Origin of the sequence: Ralstonia sp. UNC404CL21Col (genome assembly GCF_000620465.1) — a bacterium.
Taxonomy (GTDB): domain Bacteria; phylum Pseudomonadota; class Gammaproteobacteria; order Burkholderiales; family Burkholderiaceae; genus Ralstonia; species Ralstonia flatus.
Map to the genome: position 1 here is coordinate 805,017 of NZ_JIBE01000003.1, position 18,113 is coordinate 823,129.

The following is an 18,113-nucleotide window of genomic DNA, read 5'->3' on the forward strand; positions in this document are numbered from 1 at the left end:
TGCGCCGTCCCGCGTGAATTCAACGCTGCCGCTGCGCCTTCAGCCCGACGATGGAGCTGTTAACCGTGAAATTCCCCTTCCCGCTGCCGCGATCATGGCGCGCAGCGGGCGATGCCCTCGACGCCAAGGCCGCCCCGGTCGCGCAACCGCTGCCGGGCGACCCGGATGCCTGGATCGCCTGCGAGCATTGCGACACCCTGCATCGCCACGAAGTCATTGCGCTCGATGAAGAGGCGCACTGCACGCGCTGCGGCGTGAAGCTGTACCGCAACCAGAGCGAGCGGCTGTCGGTGCTGCTGCCGCTGGTGGTGACGGGCCTCATCGTCTACATCGTCGCGAACATCTTTCCGATTGCCGAGATGAACGGCGGCGGCAACCGGCACGCCACCACGCTGTGGGGTGCCATCGTGGCGCTGTATGACTACGACATGCTGTTCGCTGCCGTGCTGGTGGCGCTCACCACGGTGTTTTTCCCGCTGATGTACATGTCGGTGCTGGCGCCGCTGCTCATCGCGCGATGGCGCGGGCGGCAACATCCGGCCGCCGCGCTGGTGCTGCGCGCGGCAGCGTTGATTCGCCCGTGGGCGATGGTCGAGATCTTCATGCTGGGCGTGGTGGTGGCGCTCATCAAAGTCGCGCGCATGGTGTCGCTGGAAGCCGATGCGGGCCTGTGGGCGTTTGCCGCGCTGACCGTGTTCCTGACGGTGGCGTTGTCGATCGACCTGCGGCCGTTCTGGCGCGAGATCGGCCTGACGCTGCCGCCGGGCTCGCAAGTGGACGCGCCCACGGGCGTAGATGCCGCCGCCCGGCCTGGGGAGAAGCGCTCATGAGCAGCGCCACCACGCCTGCCTCTGCACAGCCGGCGCAACAAGCCCGCCCGCTGCGCGCCGCCGCGCATGGCCTGGTGACATGCGAGCGCTGCGGCCTGCTGGCGCGCATGCCCGAATCAGAGGCCGCCACGCGAGCGGTGCTGACCCACGAAGACGCGCCCGACGAAACCGCCCCAGCGCCAGTCTGCCCGCGCTGCATGTCGCCCCTGCACGTGCGCAAGCCCGACAGCCTGGCGCGCTGCTGGGCGCTGCTGATTGCGGCGGCCGCCATGTACCTGCCGGCCAACCTGCTGCCGGTGATGATTACCGACACCCTCCTCGGCACGCAGCAGGACACCATCATGAGCGGGATCGTCTACCTCTGGACGTCGGGCTCGTGGCACCTGGCCATCATCGTGTTCATCGCAAGCTTCCTGGTGCCGCTGGCCAAGCTCGGCATCCTCGCGGTGCTGTGCCTTTCGGTGCAGCAACGCTGGCACTGGAACCCGCGATTGCGCACGCGCCTGTATGCGCTGGTCGAGATCATCGGCCGGTGGTCGATGCTCGATGTGTTTGTGGTGACGCTGCTCGCAGGTCTTGTGCACCTGTCGACGCTGGCCATCATCAAGCCCGGCCCTGGTGTCGGCCCGTTTGCCGCCGTGGTGGTGCTGACCATGTTCGCCGCCCGCTGTTTTGATCCCCGCCTGATCTGGGACGTCATCGACGAGCCCGATCCCGAAGAGACCGATGTATGACCGACCCCGTCGATAACGAAAACATTCCCGCGCCGCGCCGCACGAAGCGCAAGCGCTGGCTACCCTCGCTGATCTGGCTGGTGCCGATCGTGGCGCTCGTGGTGGGCGCCACACTCATGGCGCGGGTGATCCTGGCGCGCGGCGCGCAGGTCACCGTCACGTTCAGCTCGGCCGAGGGCATCGAGGCCGGCAAGACGCGCGTCAAATACAAGAGCGTCGATATCGGCGTGGTCAAGGCGGTCGGGCTGACCGACGACCGCTCTGGCGCCGTGGTGCTGATCGAACTGACGCATGACGGCAAGGCGTTTGCTGCATCAGACACGCGCTTCTGGGTGGTGCGCCCGCGCGTGGCTGCGGGCAGCATTTCGGGGCTCGGCACGTTGCTCTCCGGCGCCTATATCGGCGTGGACGGCGGCCGCTCGCAAGAGAAGAAATCCGTCTTCAGGGGCCTGGACACACCGCCGGCCATCTCGGCCGACGCGCCCGGCAAACAATTCACGCTGCACGCACCCGACCTGGGCTCGCTCGACATCGGTGCGCCGGTGTATTTCCGTCGCGTGCGCGTGGGCCAGGTGACGGCTTACGACATCGACGCCGACGGCAAGGGCGTGACGTTGCACATCTTCGTCAACGCGCCGTTCGACAAGTTTGTGGCACGCGGCACGCGGTTCTGGAACGCCAGCGGCATCGACCTCAAGCTCGACGCCAATGGGCTGAAGGTCGATACGCAATCGCTGCTGACCGTGGCGCTCGGCGGCATCGCGTTCCAGACGCCCGAAGAAGCCGATCACGAACCGGCTGCGTCCGACGCGCAGTTCCAGCTCGTGCGCAACGAAACTGCAGCGTTGAAGGATCCGGAACACCTGTCGCAGACCGTGGTGATGTACTTCCACCGCTCGCTGCGCGGCCTCAACGTGGGGGCACCGGTGGAGTTCAAGGGCATCAACGTGGGCGAGATCAAATCGATCGGCATCCACTACAGCAAGAAGCGCCACGAGTTCGTGCTGCCCGTGACGGCGACGCTGTACCCGACCCGCTTCGGCATGGACATCCGCGACGACAATCCGCAGCACGCCGCCGAAGACGTCCGCACGCAGTTCGACGTGCTGGTGAAGAACGGCATGCGCGCGCAGCTGAAGAGCGCGAGCCTGCTGACGGGCCAGCAGTTCGTGAACCTCGACTTCATCGACGCGGCCGACCGCGACAAGACCCCGCCGCGCTTCGGCATGCGCGATCGTGACGGTGCGTACGTCTTCCCGACGGCCGACAACCCGACCGACGACATCGAGGCGCAGATTGCCGGCATCGCCAAGAAGCTCAACAAGGTGCCCTTCGAGCAGATCGGACAGGATGTCCACCGCACGCTGACCACGCTCGACGCCACGCTCAAGCAGACCGAGCAGCTGGCCAAGACCGTCAACAGCGACCTCGCTCCGCAGATGAAGGAAACGCTGGCCGAGGCCCGCCGCACGTTGGATTCTGCGCGCCAGGTCTTCTCTGACGATGCCCCGCTGCAACGCAATGCGCGCGATACGCTGGAACAGGTGGCCAAGGCCGCCGCGTCCGTGCGCGTGCTGACCGACTATCTGGACCGCCACCCGGAAGCGCTGATCCGCGGCAAGGCAAAGGACGCGCAATGATGCCGATGCAAACGACGATGCAGTCTTCCTCTCTTCCCCTGGCGAGCGCCGCTGCCGTTGCTGTGCTGCTTGCAGCCTGCGCTTCGCCCGAGCCGACGTTGCATACGCTGTCGGTGCGGCCCGAAAGCACGGACACCGGCCGCTTCCAGCGCGCCTTCCGCCTCTCGGGCGTGCGGGTGCCCGATCGCCTGGACAAGCCGCAGATCGTTTTGCGTACGTCCGATAGCGAAGTGGTGGCGCTTGAACAGCAGCGCTGGGCCGCGCCGTTCGGTTCGGAACTGCGCGATGCGCTGTCTGCGAACCTGGCGACGGCGCTGTCGGCGGTGGACGTCGGGAGTGCTGCCCCGCCGGCAGGCGTACCGCTCTACCGGATCGGTGCGGAGATGCGCAGCTATGACGCGCGGCCCGGACAAGGCGTGACGGCGCTGGTGACGTGGCGCGTATCGCGCGATGCGGCAAATCAAGGGGCGGCGCCCGCAGCCCTCACCTGCCAGACGACGCTGGCCCTGCCGGTCAATGGGCAAGCCGCGGGTGCGGATTCAGAGGCTGGCGTGAACGCGGTGGTGTCATCCACGCAACGCCTCGTGCAGCAGTGGTCGCAACAGATTGCGCAAAGCGTGCAGGGTCTGGAAACCCCTTCCGCGGTGCCGGCGTGGTGCCGGTGAGGTGAGGCGATGCGTCAGCGCTCGGCCAGTTCCTGCGTGAGCCGGCCGAGCGTGGCCAGCGCAGCTTCAAGGTTCGCCGAAGGCGGCAGCCCGAAGCAGATGCGGAAGAAATGATCGAAGCGATTCAGGTTCGAGAACATCGTGCCCGGCGCAATGCGGATGCCCTGGGCCAGCGCCGCATCGAACAGTTCCATCGACGACACGTTCGCGGGCAACTCCACCCACATCGCCAACCCGCCTGACGGCACCGACAACCGCGTGCCGGCGGGAAAACACCCCGCAATCGACTCAGCCATGCGTTCGCGCTGTTCGCGCAGCGTCTGACGCAGCGTGCGCAGGTGACGGTCGTACGCGCCGGACGCGATAAAGCGCCCCGCCAGCACCTGCGACCACGAATCGTTCGGCCGCGACTGCGCAAACTTCAGCATCTGCACGCGCCCCTGCCAGCGGCCTGCGGCCATCCAGCCCAGGCGCAGGCCGGGCGCCAGCACCTTGCTCAACGACGCGCAATAGATGACGTTGCCCGTGCGGTCCCATGCCTTGAGCGCCTTGAGCGGCGTGGGGCTGTCGCCCAGGGCGCTATACGTATCGTCTTCAATCAGCGCGATGCGGTTGGCGTCACAAAAGGCGGCCATCCGGCGCTTGGCGGCGTCGGGCATGATGCTGCCGAGCGGATTCTGCAGATTGGGCACCACCACCACGGCGCGGATGTTGCCGTAGGCCTGCACCGCCATCTCCAGCGCTTCCAGCGACATGCCGGTGCGCGGGCTGGTAGGAATTTCCACCGCGCGCATGCCCAGGCTTTCCAGCACCTGCAGCAGCCCGTAGTAGGTCGGCGATTCCACCGCCACCGTATCGCCCGGCTGGGCCACGGCGCGCAATGCCAGGTTCACGGCCTCGATACAGCCGTGGGTGACAATCACGTCGTCCGGCGCGACCTGCACGCCCATGTCGAGCGCACGCCGCGCCACGGCGGTCTGCAACTCAGGATGACCGTTCGGGATGACGGCCTGCGTCAGCAGCAACGGATACCGCCGCAACACCTGCGACGCGATCCGATTGAGCGCCGCTGCCGGATACAACGCAGCCGCCCCGCTTGCGCCGGATAGATCGACATGCACCGTGGCTTGCTGCCCGCGCGCCACGATGGCCGACACGCGCGCATGCACGCCCACATAGGCCGCCGGATCCGGCGTCGACACCTCGGGTTCCTTCACTGGCGCCAGCAAGGCCCGGCGCGGTTGCCGCACAAAGTAGCCAGAACGTTCGCGCGCTTCAAGCCAGCCTTCCGTCTCCAGATGCCGGCATACCTGCAGCGCGGTCGACAGGCTGACGGCGTGCGTGCGCATCAACGTGCGCACGGACGGCATGCGCTCGCCCGGCGCCAAGACCCCGCTGCGGATCGCGCCGAGGTAATGATCGGCAAGCGTCCGATACAGCGGCTGCGCGGGCGGTGGAGTCAACTCGGTGACGGACATGGCGGCGAGGGGCGGCGGAGGGCGGCAACAAGCGGCAAGGAAACGTGTCCAGCACATCATGCCGGCAAGACCGCGACCGCAACAGATACAGACAACGCCAAACTGTACCGCAACAGATTGTCACGAGCGCAAGGGTGTTGCGGCTGAAGTTGCGTTGCTCTGTGTCTGTTGGCGCGGGCGTGAGATGCCTACGCTGAAGCCATGTTCAGGAGATCGACATGACTGCGACGACACCCGCATCCGAACCCGAATGGCTGGCCCTGAGCCGCGGCCAGAGGGGCCTGCAATGGCTGGCCGTCGGCACCACGCTTGTGGCATTGGAAGGTACCTTGCGCCTCGAGCCGCCGTCGCGTTGGGGCGCCGCTGTGCGCTATACCCTGACCGCTGGCCACGCGCATGTGGTGGAAACCTCAGGGTGGTGGCACCTGCATGCCGATGCCGGCGTCAACGCACACCTGCGCATCGTCGTGCCGGCGCTTCGGACACAACGCAGCGCGTGGCCGGGAATGTGGCGGTGGCTGGCCCACTGGATTCAGCCGCGCCAGACATCGCGCGGCTGAATCCACGGCGGAACCGTCAGCCACGCTCGCCCGGCTTTGGGCTCGGCGCGCCGGGGCGTTTCCCGTCGTCGGGGCGGATCGAAGCGTTTTCGAAGTCGCCCGGGTCCTCCTCGCCTACGCCGCTTTCGCTCGGGATGGCCGGTGCAACGGGCCGGGCGGCGTCGCCCGAAGGCGCCTTGGCTTTGTCGTTATCCCGGGGTGAATGGGTGCCGCTCATGGCTGTTTCCGGCTGTTCTGGTGCTGCCCCAGGCGCTGCTGGTTTTGCGGCATCTGCCCTTCCTGTGCGGCGGCACGGCCATCTTCGGCCGGCACCGGCATCGGGCGCTTGGCCGACTGGTCGGTGCCGTGCTGCATGGAAGTGCGCTCGGCGCGGTCGGATTCAGCGCGCTCCCTATTGCCGCCACGCCCTTGCTGCGCCTGCGCGTTGTGCTCGCCCTTTTTGCTTTCGCTCTTTCGTTCCCCCGCTTTTTCTCCCGCCTGTGCAGCGGGCTTGTGCGGTTGCTGTGCGTGTTGCTTCATCGTCAGCCTCCTGATTTCGGTTACGGGCGGCTCGCCCGCGTCGAAGGGGGTCGCAACGAGCGTGCCGCAAACCAATGCGCGCGCGCAGGTATCCGCCTTGCTGCATTCGCTGTGTCGCGCCTTGGCGCACAAGCACGCATGGAGAATCCACATGGCAACGAGCAACCTGTATCGCACCGGCGAAGCACCCGCACAAACCGGCAAGGGCCACGGCACCGACGCCCTCGGCCCCTCCGACAGTTCGGACTCGGGCAGCGACGTGGTCGGCGGACCGGGCCTGGGCAGCGACGTTGAAGATCGCTTTGACGACGATCCCGCGGTCCACCCGCACGGCAACGCGGCCAACCGCACAGCCGGCGCGGACCTTGGCGACGTCAATCTCGACAGCGACACCGACTCGACCGGCACGGGCGAGCGCCGCGCGGCCGGGCACGAACCCGTCATACGCGAAGGCGGCGACCTGATGCCCGACGCCATACGCGACCTGCATGACCCGGGAGTCGACACTCCGATCGACGACGAGAACTTCGAGCACGCCACAGGCCTGGCCGGTGAAAACGACGACGCGGATGCCCCCGACGCCGTCGAGCTGGACGAAGCGCCGATCGACCCGCAACCCGGCAGCCGTGATGTGCCGGTGCAATCGCCCACCGGCGGCGGCACGGACTGGTCTGACAACATGCGCCGCAGCCGCCCGACGTACAAGGGCAAGCGCGTGCCGGGCCAGCATCGCAGCTGAGCGGGGTCGGATGCATGCGGACCGCGCCTGCACGTCAGCGCGGTCCCGTCTAGACTGGCGGCTGCCCAGCGCGGCGCAGAGACGCGCGCGTGCTGGCCCGCCGCGCCCACGTTTGGGTGAATCTCACACGCTTGCTCAATGACACGTCTACGCTTTTCCGCCCGTACTGCCGCAGCCGTCGCTCTTGTGACTGCGGTCCTTCCACTCGCCGCGTCCGCGCAAAGTACCGCTGCGCCCACGCGCGTGCGGGCCACCATCAATGCGGTCCACAGCACCGCTGTCGACGTGACCGACACGTCCGGCAACAAGGCCACGGTGACGCTGCCGGTGGACCTCAGCGTCACGCAAGTGGCGCCGATCGAGCCGTCGGCCATTCGCGCCGGCAGCTATATCGGCACGGCCGCGGTCAAGGAGCCGGACGGGACGCTGCGTGCGCTGGAAGTGCATGTGTTTCCGGAAGCCATGCGCGGCACCGGCGACGGCCACCGCCCTTACGACCTGGGGCCGAACAGCAGCATGACGAACGGCACGGTCGAACAGGCAGGCGCCGTCACCGGTGCGCAGGGCCGCACGCTGTCGGTCAAATACAAGGATGGAGAGCAGCGCATCGTGGTGCCGCCGCAAGTGCCGATCGTCACCTTCGAGCCGGGTCGGCGCGATGACCTGAAAGCCGGCGCGCACGTCGTCATGTTCGTGCGCGCCGATGCGCAGGGCACGCTGGTTGCACAACGCGTGCTGGTCGGCAAGGACGGGATGGTCCCGCCGATGTGATGGCGATGTAATCGATGCAAGATCGGGCCAGCTACATATGCTGGCCCGATTTGCTTAGAACGGCTTGCTGACCGACAACAGGAACGTACGGCGCGGCGCAAACTGCGGCGCACCCACGCCAATGCCAGTGCCATCGCGCAGCTGGTAGCTGCGATCGAAGATGTTCAGCACGGTCAGCCGCGTCTTGAACTTGCCCAGCGTCGGCACGTTGAAGTCGCGGGCAGCACCGACATTCATCTGCCAGTAGGCCGGCAGGTGGTCGGAGTTGACAAAGCCGTTGCGCAGGCCCGTTCCGAACAGCACATCGCTCGTATACGTCGTGCCGGAATACCGATACGACACGCCAGCCGACGCGGTCAGGCGCTGGTCGTGATCGAGGTTGACCCAATGGTTGTTGATGTAGGCCAGCTCGTCGGCACCAAAGTTGAACTGGCCGGTCTCGATGCCCTTGCCCTGCGCGCGCGACACCGCCAGGTTCAGGTAGGCCCCGAAGTTGCCGTTGCGATAGTTCGCGCTGCCTTCCAGGCCGTAGATGCGGCCACGCTCGTAGTTGAACGCCGAGTACAGCAGCGCGTTGCCGAACTGCCCTTCGTCCTGCAGGTGACGCACGTCGCGGTAATACGCATCCAGACCCAACGTCAGATGCGGCGTGAGCTGGTGCGAAATCCCGAGATCAAAGTAGTTCGAGCGCTCCGACTTGACAGCCGTGTTGGCATCCGACGGCAACGCGTTGGTCGTGCCGGCAAAGGCCTGCACCGACGTGGTGTCGAACTTCTCCGTGGGCGGCGGCGTGAAGTAGCGCGCGTAGCCGGCATGCACGCGGGTGCGCGGCGTCAGGTCGTACGTCAGCCCAAGGCGCGGGCTGAGTTGCTGCTCGCTGACGATGGTGTTGACGCGGTCGTAGCGTGCGCCGTAGTTGACGGTGAGCTTGTCGGTGGGCTTCCACTCGTCCTGCAGGTAGACGCCCAGCGTCGTGCCGCTGCCGCTGTGGTTGTCGACGATGGTGAACGGCGTGTTGCTGGTCTGGGCACCGGAGTCGTCGGCGGCAAACACGCTGGAAGTGTTGTTGGCCACATAGCGCTCGCGCTGGACGAACACGCCGGCACGCAGCGTGTGCTTGTCGGTCAGCTTGTAGCTCGCATCGCCCTGCAGGCCGTAAGCCTCGTTGCGGCGCGTAATGTCGGCGGCCACGCCGTTGTAGACCAAGTCCCCGATCGGATCCGGCATGTAGTCGATGCGGCTTGCGCGGCGGAACACCGACACCTGGTAGTCGAGCTTGGGCGACACCTTCTGCTGATACGTCAGGATCTGGAAGTCGGTCTTTTCGCGCTGATTGGCGTTGAGCGCCTCCGACGCCGGCGGCACCGCGCCATCGAGCGTGAACTGCGGCGTCAGGCCCGGGCGCGTCGGAATCTGGAAACGGCCGTTTGACGTGCCGAACATGAAGCTCACGCGGCTGTCGTTGTCGAGCAGGTACGAGAGCATGCCGAACGACTTGTTTTGCGTGGTGTGGTCGTGCGTGGCGTTGCGGTTGCCCGTCGGGTTTTCAATGCCGAGGTTGTTTTCCAGGAACACGCCCGACAGGTAATAGCTGAAGCGGTCTTTCGTGCCCTGAATCTGCGCATTGACCTCGTGCGTGGCATTGCTGCCCAGCACCGTGCCGATCTCGCCGCCGAAGGCCTTCGGCTCGCCGTCCTCGTCGGCAGACGCGCCCTTGGTGGTGATGTCGACAATCCCGGCGGTGCGGTAGCCGTATTGCGCCGGCAGCGCGCCGGTCAGCACGTTGATCTGGTTGGCGAAGCGCGTATCCAGCATCTGCCCAAAACCGCTGATCGGCTCGGGGACGATCACGCCATTGATGCGGTATTGCAGGTTGGAGTGGTCTCCGCGCACGTGCAGTTGCCCGTAGGAATCTTGCACCACGCCCGGCGCCTGCAGCAGCACCTGGTTCAGCGGCGTGGCATCGCCCAGCGGCAGGCGGGCAATGTCATCGGTGTCGAACTTGTAGACGGAGCTGCCGGTGTCCGGCGACAGCGCATTGCGTGCGGCATCCAGGCGCTTGGCCGTGACGCGGGTTTCGCTGAGGTCGCGCACGTTGGTGGCGGGTGCCGTCGTGGCGGGCGTGGAAGGCGTGGCGGCCGGCGGTGTGGCCTCCTGAGCCAGGGCGGAAACCGAGGCGACGGACGGCAGGACGGCGGCAAGCGCCATCACCAGCTTGCGGGGCTGGAACGGAATCATGGAAAAACCTTTGAATCGAGCGGATGCGTTAAACAGCGGCACGCGCATGCGTCACCACAACGCGCGCGCCCACGGGCAAGGCAGGAATCAAAAGCAAATTGGAGGATCGCGCGAACACACAGCCACCGGAAACACCGGTGCGCCCGCATGAAAGCCGATGCGCGGAAAGTGCCAGCGCCGCGTCTGCGCCAGGCGCAGCGACACCAGCATCGGCAAGGCCGCCGCCAGCGCGGCGTAGGCTGCGCACTGCAAGCACGCAGCGTGCTCCTGCGCGGGCTGACTGCGCTCGGCACTGGCCGGCTTGGCCGTGGCGGCGGCGTTGAACTCGACGCCGGTCGCTTCGCTGAATTCACTCCAATGCGAGAGCGCATGCCGCAGCGCGCCCTGCTGACCGAACAGCAGGAACACGGTCAGCAGGCAAGCCAGCCAACGCGGATGGAGGAAGGAGGAGCGGAAGGAACGCAAGGTCGGGCGCAGGTGCCGGCGCACAATATCCCCTGACATTGTGCGCCCCAATGCAACTAAGTTGCGAATTCTGACACCAGCCGCCTGATTCAGCAATCCGTTAGGTGGAGGGGCAGAACAGCCCTCGAGCGTAGCGCGCTTGTATTACAAGCGCGTGTGCGCAAAACCCGGCATGAGACCGGTCGGCACGCCCAGGGCTGGCACCGGCACACGCTTCCAGTTCGACCGCGTCTTGCGGGCGGCCTCGGCGCGTTGGGCGGGAGCGCCCACCTCGGTGGCATCGTGCAAGCTGGCCAGCCAGGCGCCATAGTCGAACCAGCCGTCGCGCACGAGCTGTTCGCCCACGCAGTTGGCAAAGCGATCGGACTTGGGCAGGAAGCACAGCTCGAAGCCTTCGGCCTCGCGGCGACCATGCATCCAGCGGTGCGGCACCTGGTGGCTGGCCAGCGCTTCCGACAAGCGCGTGCCATAGCGCTGCTGCCCTTGGCGCCGCGCCCCGATCACGTAGAAGCCGTCAAGCAACCGCCGCAGCCCCAGCGCAGAACGCGCGTGGCGCACCTCGGCATCGACCAGCAGCTCTCGGTTCTGCGTACGCGCCTGCAACGCCAGCGCGGCGAAATGGTGCGCGCCCCACTCGTTCATGTAGAACAGCTCGCCGCCGGCAAAGTCGTAGGCACGGAACACGTTCGCCTGATCTGCGTAACGGAAGACGTGGCGCCGGTTGGCGGCAAAGTCGGCGTCCGTGCTGTGCGGAATGCGGCGGCAATGCTGATGCGCGAATACCAGCATGCTCGGAAACGAGTGCACCGAGCACGGCGACTGCGCCAGCCCTGTCACCGCGCGGATATCGATCTTGCAGTGCTCGCGGCGCACGCCCACCAGCTGGCTGAGATGGTGGTGCAGCTCGTCCACCCAGTCGGCATGCGCAAGATGCTTCGGAAACAGCTGGTGCGCGGGTTCGGCCAAGCCGCCCTCGAGCAGGAACGGCACGCTCTTGTGCCAGATATCGAGTTTCCAGTGCGACAACGCATCGCTGGGCGTGCGATGGTGTGCAACCGATTGCGTGACATTGAAGGCGCGCGACTGGACGACCCAGTTCGACGCCGCATGCAGTAGATTGGAAACGTTCATGTCACCCCCCGGAAGACTGAATCGTTTGTTTGCGGATTGCCGACGTCGCTCTGAATGTGTGGCGATTGTTCAGCAATGTAAAAACCAACGACTCAAACGTACCCCACTTTAGAGGGGTGTGCCATGAAGTTTGTTGAACTCCGTGTTAAGAAAAATACACATGAAACGTAGGGGCTTGCCCGGGCGCGCCGCATGCTGGAAGAGAGGCATCTGCTGATCAGGAGACCGCGATGTCCACCCAGCCAGACCGTTCCGAAACCGATACGACGCAGCCCGAAAGCCCAAAAGCGCAGCCACAGCCCGCACAGCGCAAGCCCGGTGAAGCGGTGCCACGCGACACCCGCCCGGACCCGGCGGAGCAGAAAGAGCCGCCCGTGGAAGACTTCTGACGTCGTCTGACGCTGGGCCGCCGCCTCAGACCAGGCACATGTCGGACACTTCCTCGTCCGACAAACCCCACGTGGTGGCGTCTTCCACGGTGACGATCGAATCGTCGGACTTGCCCAGGCTGATGCGCTCGGGGCGCACCCGCGTCTTCGTGTTGCCCGAATAGAAAACCACCACGTCCGGCTTCAGCGCAGACGCCTCGTTCTGGTGAACGACCACGGCCAACCGGTTGGTCCGCAGCTTGACCAGCGTGCCGACGGGGTAGATGCCCACGCTGCGCGTAAAGGCCTGGAAGACTGTGCGATCGAACTGCGTGTCGGTGCGCGCCATCATGTATTTCAGCGCCTGCGCCGGAGACCACGCATGGTGGTAGGGGCTGCTCGACGTGAGCGTGTCGTACACGTCGCAAATGGCGCCCATCTTGGCCCACAGGCTGATGCCGTCCGCCTTCTGGGCGTCAGGGTAGCCGCTGCCGTCGATGCGCTCGTGGTGGTGCAGGCAGATTTCGCGCGCGATCTCGCTGAACTGGCCGGTGCCCTGCAGCAGATGATGGCCGCCCACCGCGTGCGTCTGCAGCAGCGCCAGTTCGTCCTTGGTCAGCGCCGTGCTCTTGTCGAGCAGCGTGCGCGGCATGGCCGATTTGCCGATGTCGTGCACCAGCCCACCCAGCCCGCATTCGCGGATCTCGTCTTCAGGCAGGCCCAGCGTCTTGGCCAGCGCCACCATCAGCGCACACACGGCAAACGAATGCAGGTAGGTGTAGTCGTCCTTGTTCTTCAGCCGCGCCAAGGCAATCAGCGCATAGGAGTTGCGTGCCAGCGAGTTGGACACGTCGTCCACCAGCAGCAGCGCCTTTTCGGTTTCCAGCGCGCGGCCCATGCGCGCTTCGGAAAACATGTGGCCGAGCGTCGCCTTGCCGTTCTGCATCAGCTGCTGGGCGTGCTTCCACTCTTCCTTGAGCGACGTCGGCGTGATCGGCGGCCGCGCGGCCACGGTCTCGCGCGTGAGCGGCTCGGGGGCGGGCGCCGGAGCCGGCGTGGGCATCAGGGTCTCGGACATGACGTCTTCGCCGCGCTCGGGGTCGATCCAGATCTCGGTGATACCCGCTTTGCGGATGTCGTCGATCTGGCCCTGGTGCGACAACTGGAATTGCGCACGCCAGAACGGATGCTTGAGCCAGGACCCGCCCAGCTTCATCACAAACATGCCGACACGCAATTGGCTCGCATCGATTCGCTTCATACCCTGCCTACCTCGGCTCAACGTCCGGTTTTTTGATTGAATTAGGGGAGCGGCGTGCCAGCCGACACTGGCTCGTGTTTCGCAGTCTAGGCGTTTTAAGCTGCTGGATGCTCTGGTCCTTCAGCGCGCCAAACCGCGCTTGGCTTATCGGCAAGCCTGCGCAAAACTTGAGGCGGATGTGGATTGGGCGGCGCGCGGCGTACCGCAGCCGAGGCAAGCAAACGGCGGGACACCGGCTGTGGCAGCGGTCGAATCAAACAGGTGGTGCGTCAAGACCCTCGCCGGTCGGGCTGGCGGCCCGGCGCGGGAGGGGTACACTAGACCTCAAGGATGCGCATCCGATATGACCCAAGATCCCACCTCTCAACGCAAGCAGCAGAACGCCGATGACTTCGCGCTCAACCGCGACGCCATCCGCTGGCTGGCGTCCCTGCCCGACGAGGTGCGGCCGATCGAACTCGGCCGGAAGTTTCCGCGCATCATCAACACGATCGCCGCCAAGTGGGCGGATTTCATCGGCTGCCGGCGCTACCTGAACAGCCTGCAGATCGACGACCGGGGCGGCCGCCAGGGATTTCCGTTCGAGATCGTCCAGGAAATCTGCACGCTGCGCGAATACTTCGACTCGCTGTATCCGCCGGATAAGGACCTCTGGCAGAAGGCCATCGACGCCAACAAGCGCTGACGCGCCGGCACCTCCACCAAAGCAAAGCGGCCCACCCTCGGGCCGCTTGTCATTTGCACGCGCAGTCAGCCGGTCAGGCAGCAGAATCCGGCCCCGATGCCAGCTTGTTGAGCAGCGCCAGCAGCGTGTGCCGCTCGTCCGCCGAAAGATGCGCTGTCACGCGGGCATCGTGCGCGGTGACGGCGCGGGTGATTTCGTCGAGGGTGGTGGCGCCCTTGGCCGTCAGCACGAGCCGGAACGCGCGCTTGTCCTTGGGCGACGGCTGCCGTTCGACCATGCCCATGTCTTCCAGCGTATCGACCAGCAAGACCGCGCCGGAGCGCGCCACGCCGAGGATGTTGGCCAGTTCGGTCAGCTTGAGGTTCGGGTTGTGCGCGATCACGGTCATGGCCGAGAAGCGCGGCGGCGTGATGTTCCACGCCTGCAGAGACCGCACGAAATCTTCGTAGATGTGCAGCTGCGCCCGGCGCACCGCATAGCCGACGAGGCCGTCAAGCGCGCCATACTCCACGTCCGCCAGATGCGGGTTGAAGTGCCCCGAGGGGGCCACGGCGGGATACAGGTCGTCGGCTTTGGGCGTGCGCGGCATGGCGGTGTCGATGGTGAAAGACCCCTCGATTATCGTCGGCGATGCGCCCGCCGGCCACGCGCGCGCGCGTTTCAGTTCAACAATTTCCACTTGCCGTGGTCGATGGTCAGCAGCACGCGGCCGCGCGCGTCAAAGCCGAAATGATCCGCGGCCGTGTAGTTGAGCACGCCATGCGAAACGACGATGTCGCGCTCCGATTCCAGCGCGTTCTTCAGCGCCTGGCGGAACTCCGGCGTGCCCGGCTTGGCCTTCTTGAGCGCCACCGGCACGATGCGCTGGAGCACCTGCAGCGCATCCCACGTGTGGGCACCGAACTGCGTGCGCGTGTCGGTGCCGTTGGCTTTCTCATAGCGCGTCACGTATTCAAGCGCGGTCTTCTTGCTCGGGTGGCTGTCAGGCAATTGCTCGGCCACGATCACGGGGCCGGCCGGCAGGATGGCCCCGTCGACCGTCTTGCCGCCGATGCGGATCAGGTCTTTCGTGGCCGCACCGTGCGTCTGGTAGATCGGGCCTGCATAACCGCGATCGCGCAATGCGGTGTGCGGCAGCGCTGCGCCGGTGCCCGCACCGGCCACCAAGATCGCATCGGGCTTGATGCTGACCAGCTTGGCGACCTGCCCCGTCACGCTGGTATCTGCGCGGGCATAGCGTTCCACGTCGACGATGTTGATGCCGCGCGGCGTGGTGGCAGCAGTGAAGTCCTTCAGCCAGCTCTCGCCGTACGCATCCGAAAAGCCGATGAAGCCGACGTTCTTGACGCCGGACGCCGCCATGCGCGTAGCAATCGCCTCGGCCATCAGCGAGATGGGCTGCGCAAGCCGGTAAGTCCAATCGCCCTTGCCCGGCTTCAGCTCCACCGGCGCCAGCGCCAGTTGCGGCGTGTGCGATTCGGTGGCGACTTCGGCAATCGCAATCGACGGTGCCACGGCCGATGAGCCCACGATGATGTCGACGTGGTCTTCCGTGACAAGCTTGCGCGCCAGGCGCGTGCCGGTGCTCGGGTCGGAGGCGTCATCCACCACCACGAGGCGCAGCTTTTCGCCGCCGATGGCATCCGGATAGAACGCCAGCGAATTCTTCTGCGTGATGCCGAGCGACGCCGACGGCCCTGTCGTTGACAGGCTCACACCCACGACGATGTCGGCATGGGCGGCGGTGGCAAGCAACAGCGCAGCAGCGGCGCAGATGGTGCGGCGGATGGTCATGGGTCCCCTCTTTTTTTTGGCGTTTGAACGTACAGGTGCTTCAGGCGCGGCCCGGCATGGACGGCTGATCGCGCAGCGACTGCGGATCGAAGCCGGCCAGTTTTTTATAGCGCATCGCAATCCCTTCCAGCTCGGCGCGCGGGATCACGTCGTCGATGCGCGAAAAGCCTTGCGGCGCGCGCTCATGCGCGAGCTGCATGACCTGCTCCGGCCCATTGAGGCGGTTGCGCAGCACGATGCCCGCGGTGCGCGGCAGGCGATCGGCCTCGTACTCGCGCAGGGCGACGCCGGTGTCGCGTGTGGCGAGCAGGCAGTCGACCAACGCGCGCGCATCGAGAATCGCCTGGGCGCTGCCGTTCGAACCGATCGGATACATCGGGTGCGCCGCATCGCCCAACAGCGTGACGCGGCTGAAAGTCCAGCGCGGCAGCGGATCTTTGTCGACGAGCGGGAATTCGTACACGGCCTGGGCGCCGTCGATCAAGGCGGGAATGTCGATCCAGTCCCATTTCCAGTCGGCGAAGGCGCTGCGGAAGATCGCGCGGTCGACCTCGCGGTTCCAGTCGCTGCGCGGCGGCGCCTCGTCGGGGACGCGCAGTTCGGCAATCCAGTTGATGCGTGAGCGGCCCTGCTGGCGCAGCGGTTCGGAGATCGGATAGGCGACGAACTTCTGGTCCTGATGGCCGGCCATGAACATGGTGCGGCCATCGAGATACGGCGCGGCCTCGGTGACGGCGCGCCACAGCATGCGGCCCGCAAAGCGCGGAGCATCGCCCGTCGGGTAGAAGTGCCGGCGCACGGCAGAGTGGATGCCATCCGCGCCGATCAGCACGTCGGCCGAGGATTCGACCACAGTGTCGTTGGCACGATCACGCAGGGTGAAGCGCACGGGGCCGCCCTTCTCCCCCGTCGACTGGACCGCTTCGAAGCTGTGACCCAGGCGGATGCAGTCCGCACCGAGCCGCTCAATCACGGCATCGGCCAGGGCCATCTGGAATTCGCCGCGATGGATGGAGAACTGCGGCCAGTCGTACCCGGCGGCCAACCCGCGCGGCTCGTGCCAGATCGGCTGGCCGAAACGGTTGTAGTACGCCAGCGCGGAAGTACGAATCGCCAGCGCGCTCAACGTGTCTTCCAGCCCCAGTTCGCACAACTGGCGCGCGGCGTGCGGCAGCAAATTGATGCCGACACCCAGCGGCCGCAGCGTCTGCACGGCCTCCCACACTTCGACCTCAAAGCCTTGGCGCTCGGCCATCAACGCGAGCGTCAAGCCGCCGATGCCCGCCCCGATGATGGCGATCTTCATGGCTGTCTCCCTGAAATTTGTTGCAGTCTATAACGAATCGCGAGGCCCTCCCGCCGGGGGCATATCAGGGCAAATACCTAGACGATGGGGGCTGAATGCGGCGCGTTGACCGCTTGACGCTCTGTGAGATATCACAATACCATCACTCGACTTTTACGAGATTCGAGGCCGCCCCATGTCGCGTCCCATCAAGCTTGTTTCCGGCGCCGCCAAGCCCGCCCCTGCACCATTTGCCGTTGAGCCCGCAGCGCATGCGCCCAAAGGCGCCGCCATGCGTGAACTCGCCTACAGCGAGATCAAACGCCGCATCATGGCGTGCGAATTCCGCCCCGGCGAGCCGCTCAACGAAGCACAGCTCGGCACGATCCTGGGATTGGGCCGCACGCCCATCCACCAGGCGCTGCATCGGCTGGAGGTGGAAGGGCTGGTGCAGATCCTGCCGCGCAAGGGCGTGCTGGTGACGCCGCTGTCGCTCAACGACGTGCTCGACATGATCGAGGTGCGCGCCACCAACGAGATCCTGTGCGTGACGCTGGCCGCCGAGCGTGCCCACCCGGCGGATTTCGAAGCCATGCGCGCCATCGTCGATGCATCGCCCGCGCTGATCGAACACCGCGACATTGCCGCGCTGGCCGCGCTGGACCTCAAGTTCCACCTCGCCATTTCCGCCGCGTCGCGCAACCGCGTGCTGGCCGAATTGCTGCGCGGCCTGCACGAGAAGCAGGCGCGCTTCTGGTTCCTCTCGCTGTCAGAGCCGCAACACCTGCAGAACGTGTACGACGAACACCTCGCCGTGCTCGATGCGCTGGAGCGCCGCGATGTGCCCGCAGCGCGCGAGGCCATTCGCGAGCACATCGACGAGTTCCGCCGGACGATCATCCGCACGCTCTGATCCTGATTTCCCCCCGTTCGCTTTCCCGCCTCTTCCG

20 protein-coding genes are annotated in these 18,113 nt (G+C 66.1%); 10 read left to right on the plus strand and 10 right to left on the minus strand.

Annotation, left to right across the window (positions count from 1 at the left end):
- The first annotated feature begins 50 nt into the window (after window positions 1-50).
- From N511_RS0103845 to N511_RS0103860, 4 genes are read left to right on the plus strand one after another with little or no spacing between them, the layout of a single operon-like run.
- Window positions 51-830, plus strand: a complete 780-nt coding sequence (locus N511_RS0103845) for a paraquat-inducible protein A (RefSeq protein ID WP_027678082.1) — start codon at window positions 51-53, stop codon at window positions 828-830.
- Window positions 827-1,564 (plus strand): paraquat-inducible protein A, encoded by a 738-nt coding sequence (locus N511_RS0103850; RefSeq protein WP_027678083.1) that lies wholly within the window; start codon window positions 827-829, stop codon window positions 1,562-1,564. Before N511_RS0103845 ends, N511_RS0103850 begins: the two co-directional genes overlap by 4 nt.
- A complete protein-coding gene (locus N511_RS0103855) occupies window positions 1,561-3,204 on the plus strand; it encodes a PqiB family protein (protein WP_027678084.1) in 1,644 nt (547 codons plus the stop codon). The genes N511_RS0103850 and N511_RS0103855 overlap by 4 nt, the downstream gene beginning before the upstream one ends.
- Window positions 3,201-3,869, plus strand: a complete 669-nt coding sequence (locus tag N511_RS0103860; RefSeq protein WP_027678085.1) for a PqiC family protein — start codon at window positions 3,201-3,203, stop codon at window positions 3,867-3,869. Before N511_RS0103855 ends, N511_RS0103860 begins: the two co-directional genes overlap by 4 nt.
- 14 nt (window positions 3,870-3,883) lie before the next feature.
- Here the strand turns inward: N511_RS0103860 and N511_RS0103865 are convergent, their stop codons facing one another.
- A complete protein-coding gene (locus N511_RS0103865; protein ID WP_027678086.1) occupies window positions 3,884-5,347 on the minus strand; it encodes an aminotransferase-like domain-containing protein in 1,464 nt (487 codons plus the stop codon).
- A gap of 218 nt (window positions 5,348-5,565) precedes the next feature.
- On the opposite strand from N511_RS0103865, the gene N511_RS0103870 reads away from it, so the two are divergent.
- On the plus strand, window positions 5,566-5,907 hold the full coding sequence (locus tag N511_RS0103870; RefSeq protein WP_027678087.1) for a hypothetical protein: 342 nt from the start codon (window positions 5,566-5,568) through the stop codon (window positions 5,905-5,907).
- A gap of 16 nt (window positions 5,908-5,923) precedes the next feature.
- Here the strand turns inward: N511_RS0103870 and N511_RS0103875 are convergent, their stop codons facing one another.
- Complete coding sequence (locus N511_RS0103875; protein WP_027678088.1) at window positions 5,924-6,124, minus strand: hypothetical protein; 201 nt, start codon at window positions 6,122-6,124, stop codon at window positions 5,924-5,926.
- A complete protein-coding gene (locus N511_RS0103880; protein WP_231479568.1) occupies window positions 6,121-6,579 on the minus strand; it encodes a hypothetical protein in 459 nt (152 codons plus the stop codon). Before N511_RS0103880 ends, N511_RS0103875 begins: the two co-directional genes overlap by 4 nt.
- Between N511_RS0103880 and N511_RS0103885 the strand changes: the two genes are divergently transcribed.
- Both N511_RS0103885 and N511_RS0103890 read left to right on the plus strand, forming a co-directional pair.
- Window positions 6,578-7,165 (plus strand): hypothetical protein, encoded by a 588-nt coding sequence (locus N511_RS0103885; RefSeq protein WP_027678090.1) that lies wholly within the window; start codon window positions 6,578-6,580, stop codon window positions 7,163-7,165. The genes N511_RS0103880 and N511_RS0103885 overlap by 2 nt on opposite strands.
- Before the next feature lie 138 nt (window positions 7,166-7,303).
- Window positions 7,304-7,936 (plus strand): hypothetical protein, encoded by a 633-nt coding sequence (locus tag N511_RS0103890; RefSeq protein WP_027678091.1) that lies wholly within the window; start codon window positions 7,304-7,306, stop codon window positions 7,934-7,936.
- Window positions 7,937-7,990: 54 nt separating this feature from the next.
- On the opposite strand, the gene N511_RS0103895 is transcribed toward N511_RS0103890, so the two are convergent.
- The 3 genes from N511_RS0103895 to N511_RS0103905 form a co-directional block, all read right to left on the minus strand.
- Window positions 7,991-10,174: a TonB-dependent receptor gene (locus N511_RS0103895; protein ID WP_027678092.1), complete on the minus strand. Its 2,184-nt coding sequence runs from the start codon at window positions 10,172-10,174 to the stop codon at window positions 7,991-7,993.
- A gap of 87 nt (window positions 10,175-10,261) precedes the next feature.
- Window positions 10,262-10,678, minus strand: a complete 417-nt coding sequence (locus N511_RS0103900) for a hypothetical protein (RefSeq protein ID WP_037026246.1) — start codon at window positions 10,676-10,678, stop codon at window positions 10,262-10,264.
- Window positions 10,679-10,783: 105 nt separating this feature from the next.
- Entirely contained in the window at window positions 10,784-11,770 is a 987-nt protein-coding gene (locus N511_RS0103905; protein WP_027678094.1) for a DUF6685 family protein, read from the minus strand.
- Between the two features lie 230 nt (window positions 11,771-12,000).
- On the opposite strand from N511_RS0103905, the gene N511_RS25350 reads away from it, so the two are divergent.
- Window positions 12,001-12,159 carry a hypothetical protein gene (locus N511_RS25350; protein WP_197032028.1) on the plus strand — a complete coding sequence of 53 codons (159 nt, stop codon included), beginning with the start codon at window positions 12,001-12,003 and terminating at the stop codon, window positions 12,157-12,159.
- A 25-nt stretch (window positions 12,160-12,184) separates the two neighbouring features.
- On the opposite strand, the gene N511_RS0103915 is transcribed toward N511_RS25350, so the two are convergent.
- Window positions 12,185-13,399, minus strand: coding sequence for an HD-GYP domain-containing protein (locus tag N511_RS0103915; protein WP_027678095.1), 1,215 nt, complete (start codon window positions 13,397-13,399; stop codon window positions 12,185-12,187).
- A 343-nt stretch (window positions 13,400-13,742) separates the two neighbouring features.
- Here N511_RS0103915 and N511_RS0103920 point away from each other — a divergent pair, with 343 nt between their 5' ends.
- Window positions 13,743-14,084 (plus strand): hypothetical protein, encoded by a 342-nt coding sequence (locus tag N511_RS0103920; protein ID WP_027678096.1) that lies wholly within the window; start codon window positions 13,743-13,745, stop codon window positions 14,082-14,084.
- 73 nt (window positions 14,085-14,157) lie between these two features.
- Here N511_RS0103920 and N511_RS0103925 read toward each other — a convergent pair whose 3' ends face one another.
- The 3 genes from N511_RS0103925 to N511_RS0103935 form a co-directional block, all read right to left on the minus strand.
- On the minus strand, window positions 14,158-14,673 hold the full coding sequence (locus tag N511_RS0103925) for a MarR family winged helix-turn-helix transcriptional regulator (RefSeq protein ID WP_027678097.1): 516 nt from the start codon (window positions 14,671-14,673) through the stop codon (window positions 14,158-14,160).
- Window positions 14,674-14,744: 71 nt separating this feature from the next.
- Window positions 14,745-15,878, minus strand: coding sequence for an ABC transporter substrate-binding protein (locus N511_RS0103930; RefSeq protein ID WP_027678098.1), 1,134 nt, complete (start codon window positions 15,876-15,878; stop codon window positions 14,745-14,747).
- A gap of 40 nt (window positions 15,879-15,918) precedes the next feature.
- Complete coding sequence (locus N511_RS0103935) at window positions 15,919-17,184, minus strand: flavin-dependent oxidoreductase (protein ID WP_027678099.1); 1,266 nt, start codon at window positions 17,182-17,184, stop codon at window positions 15,919-15,921.
- A gap of 175 nt (window positions 17,185-17,359) precedes the next feature.
- On the opposite strand from N511_RS0103935, the gene N511_RS0103940 reads away from it, so the two are divergent.
- Window positions 17,360-18,076 (plus strand): GntR family transcriptional regulator, encoded by a 717-nt coding sequence (locus N511_RS0103940; protein ID WP_027678100.1) that lies wholly within the window; start codon window positions 17,360-17,362, stop codon window positions 18,074-18,076.
- Window positions 18,077-18,113 lie beyond the last annotated feature (37 nt).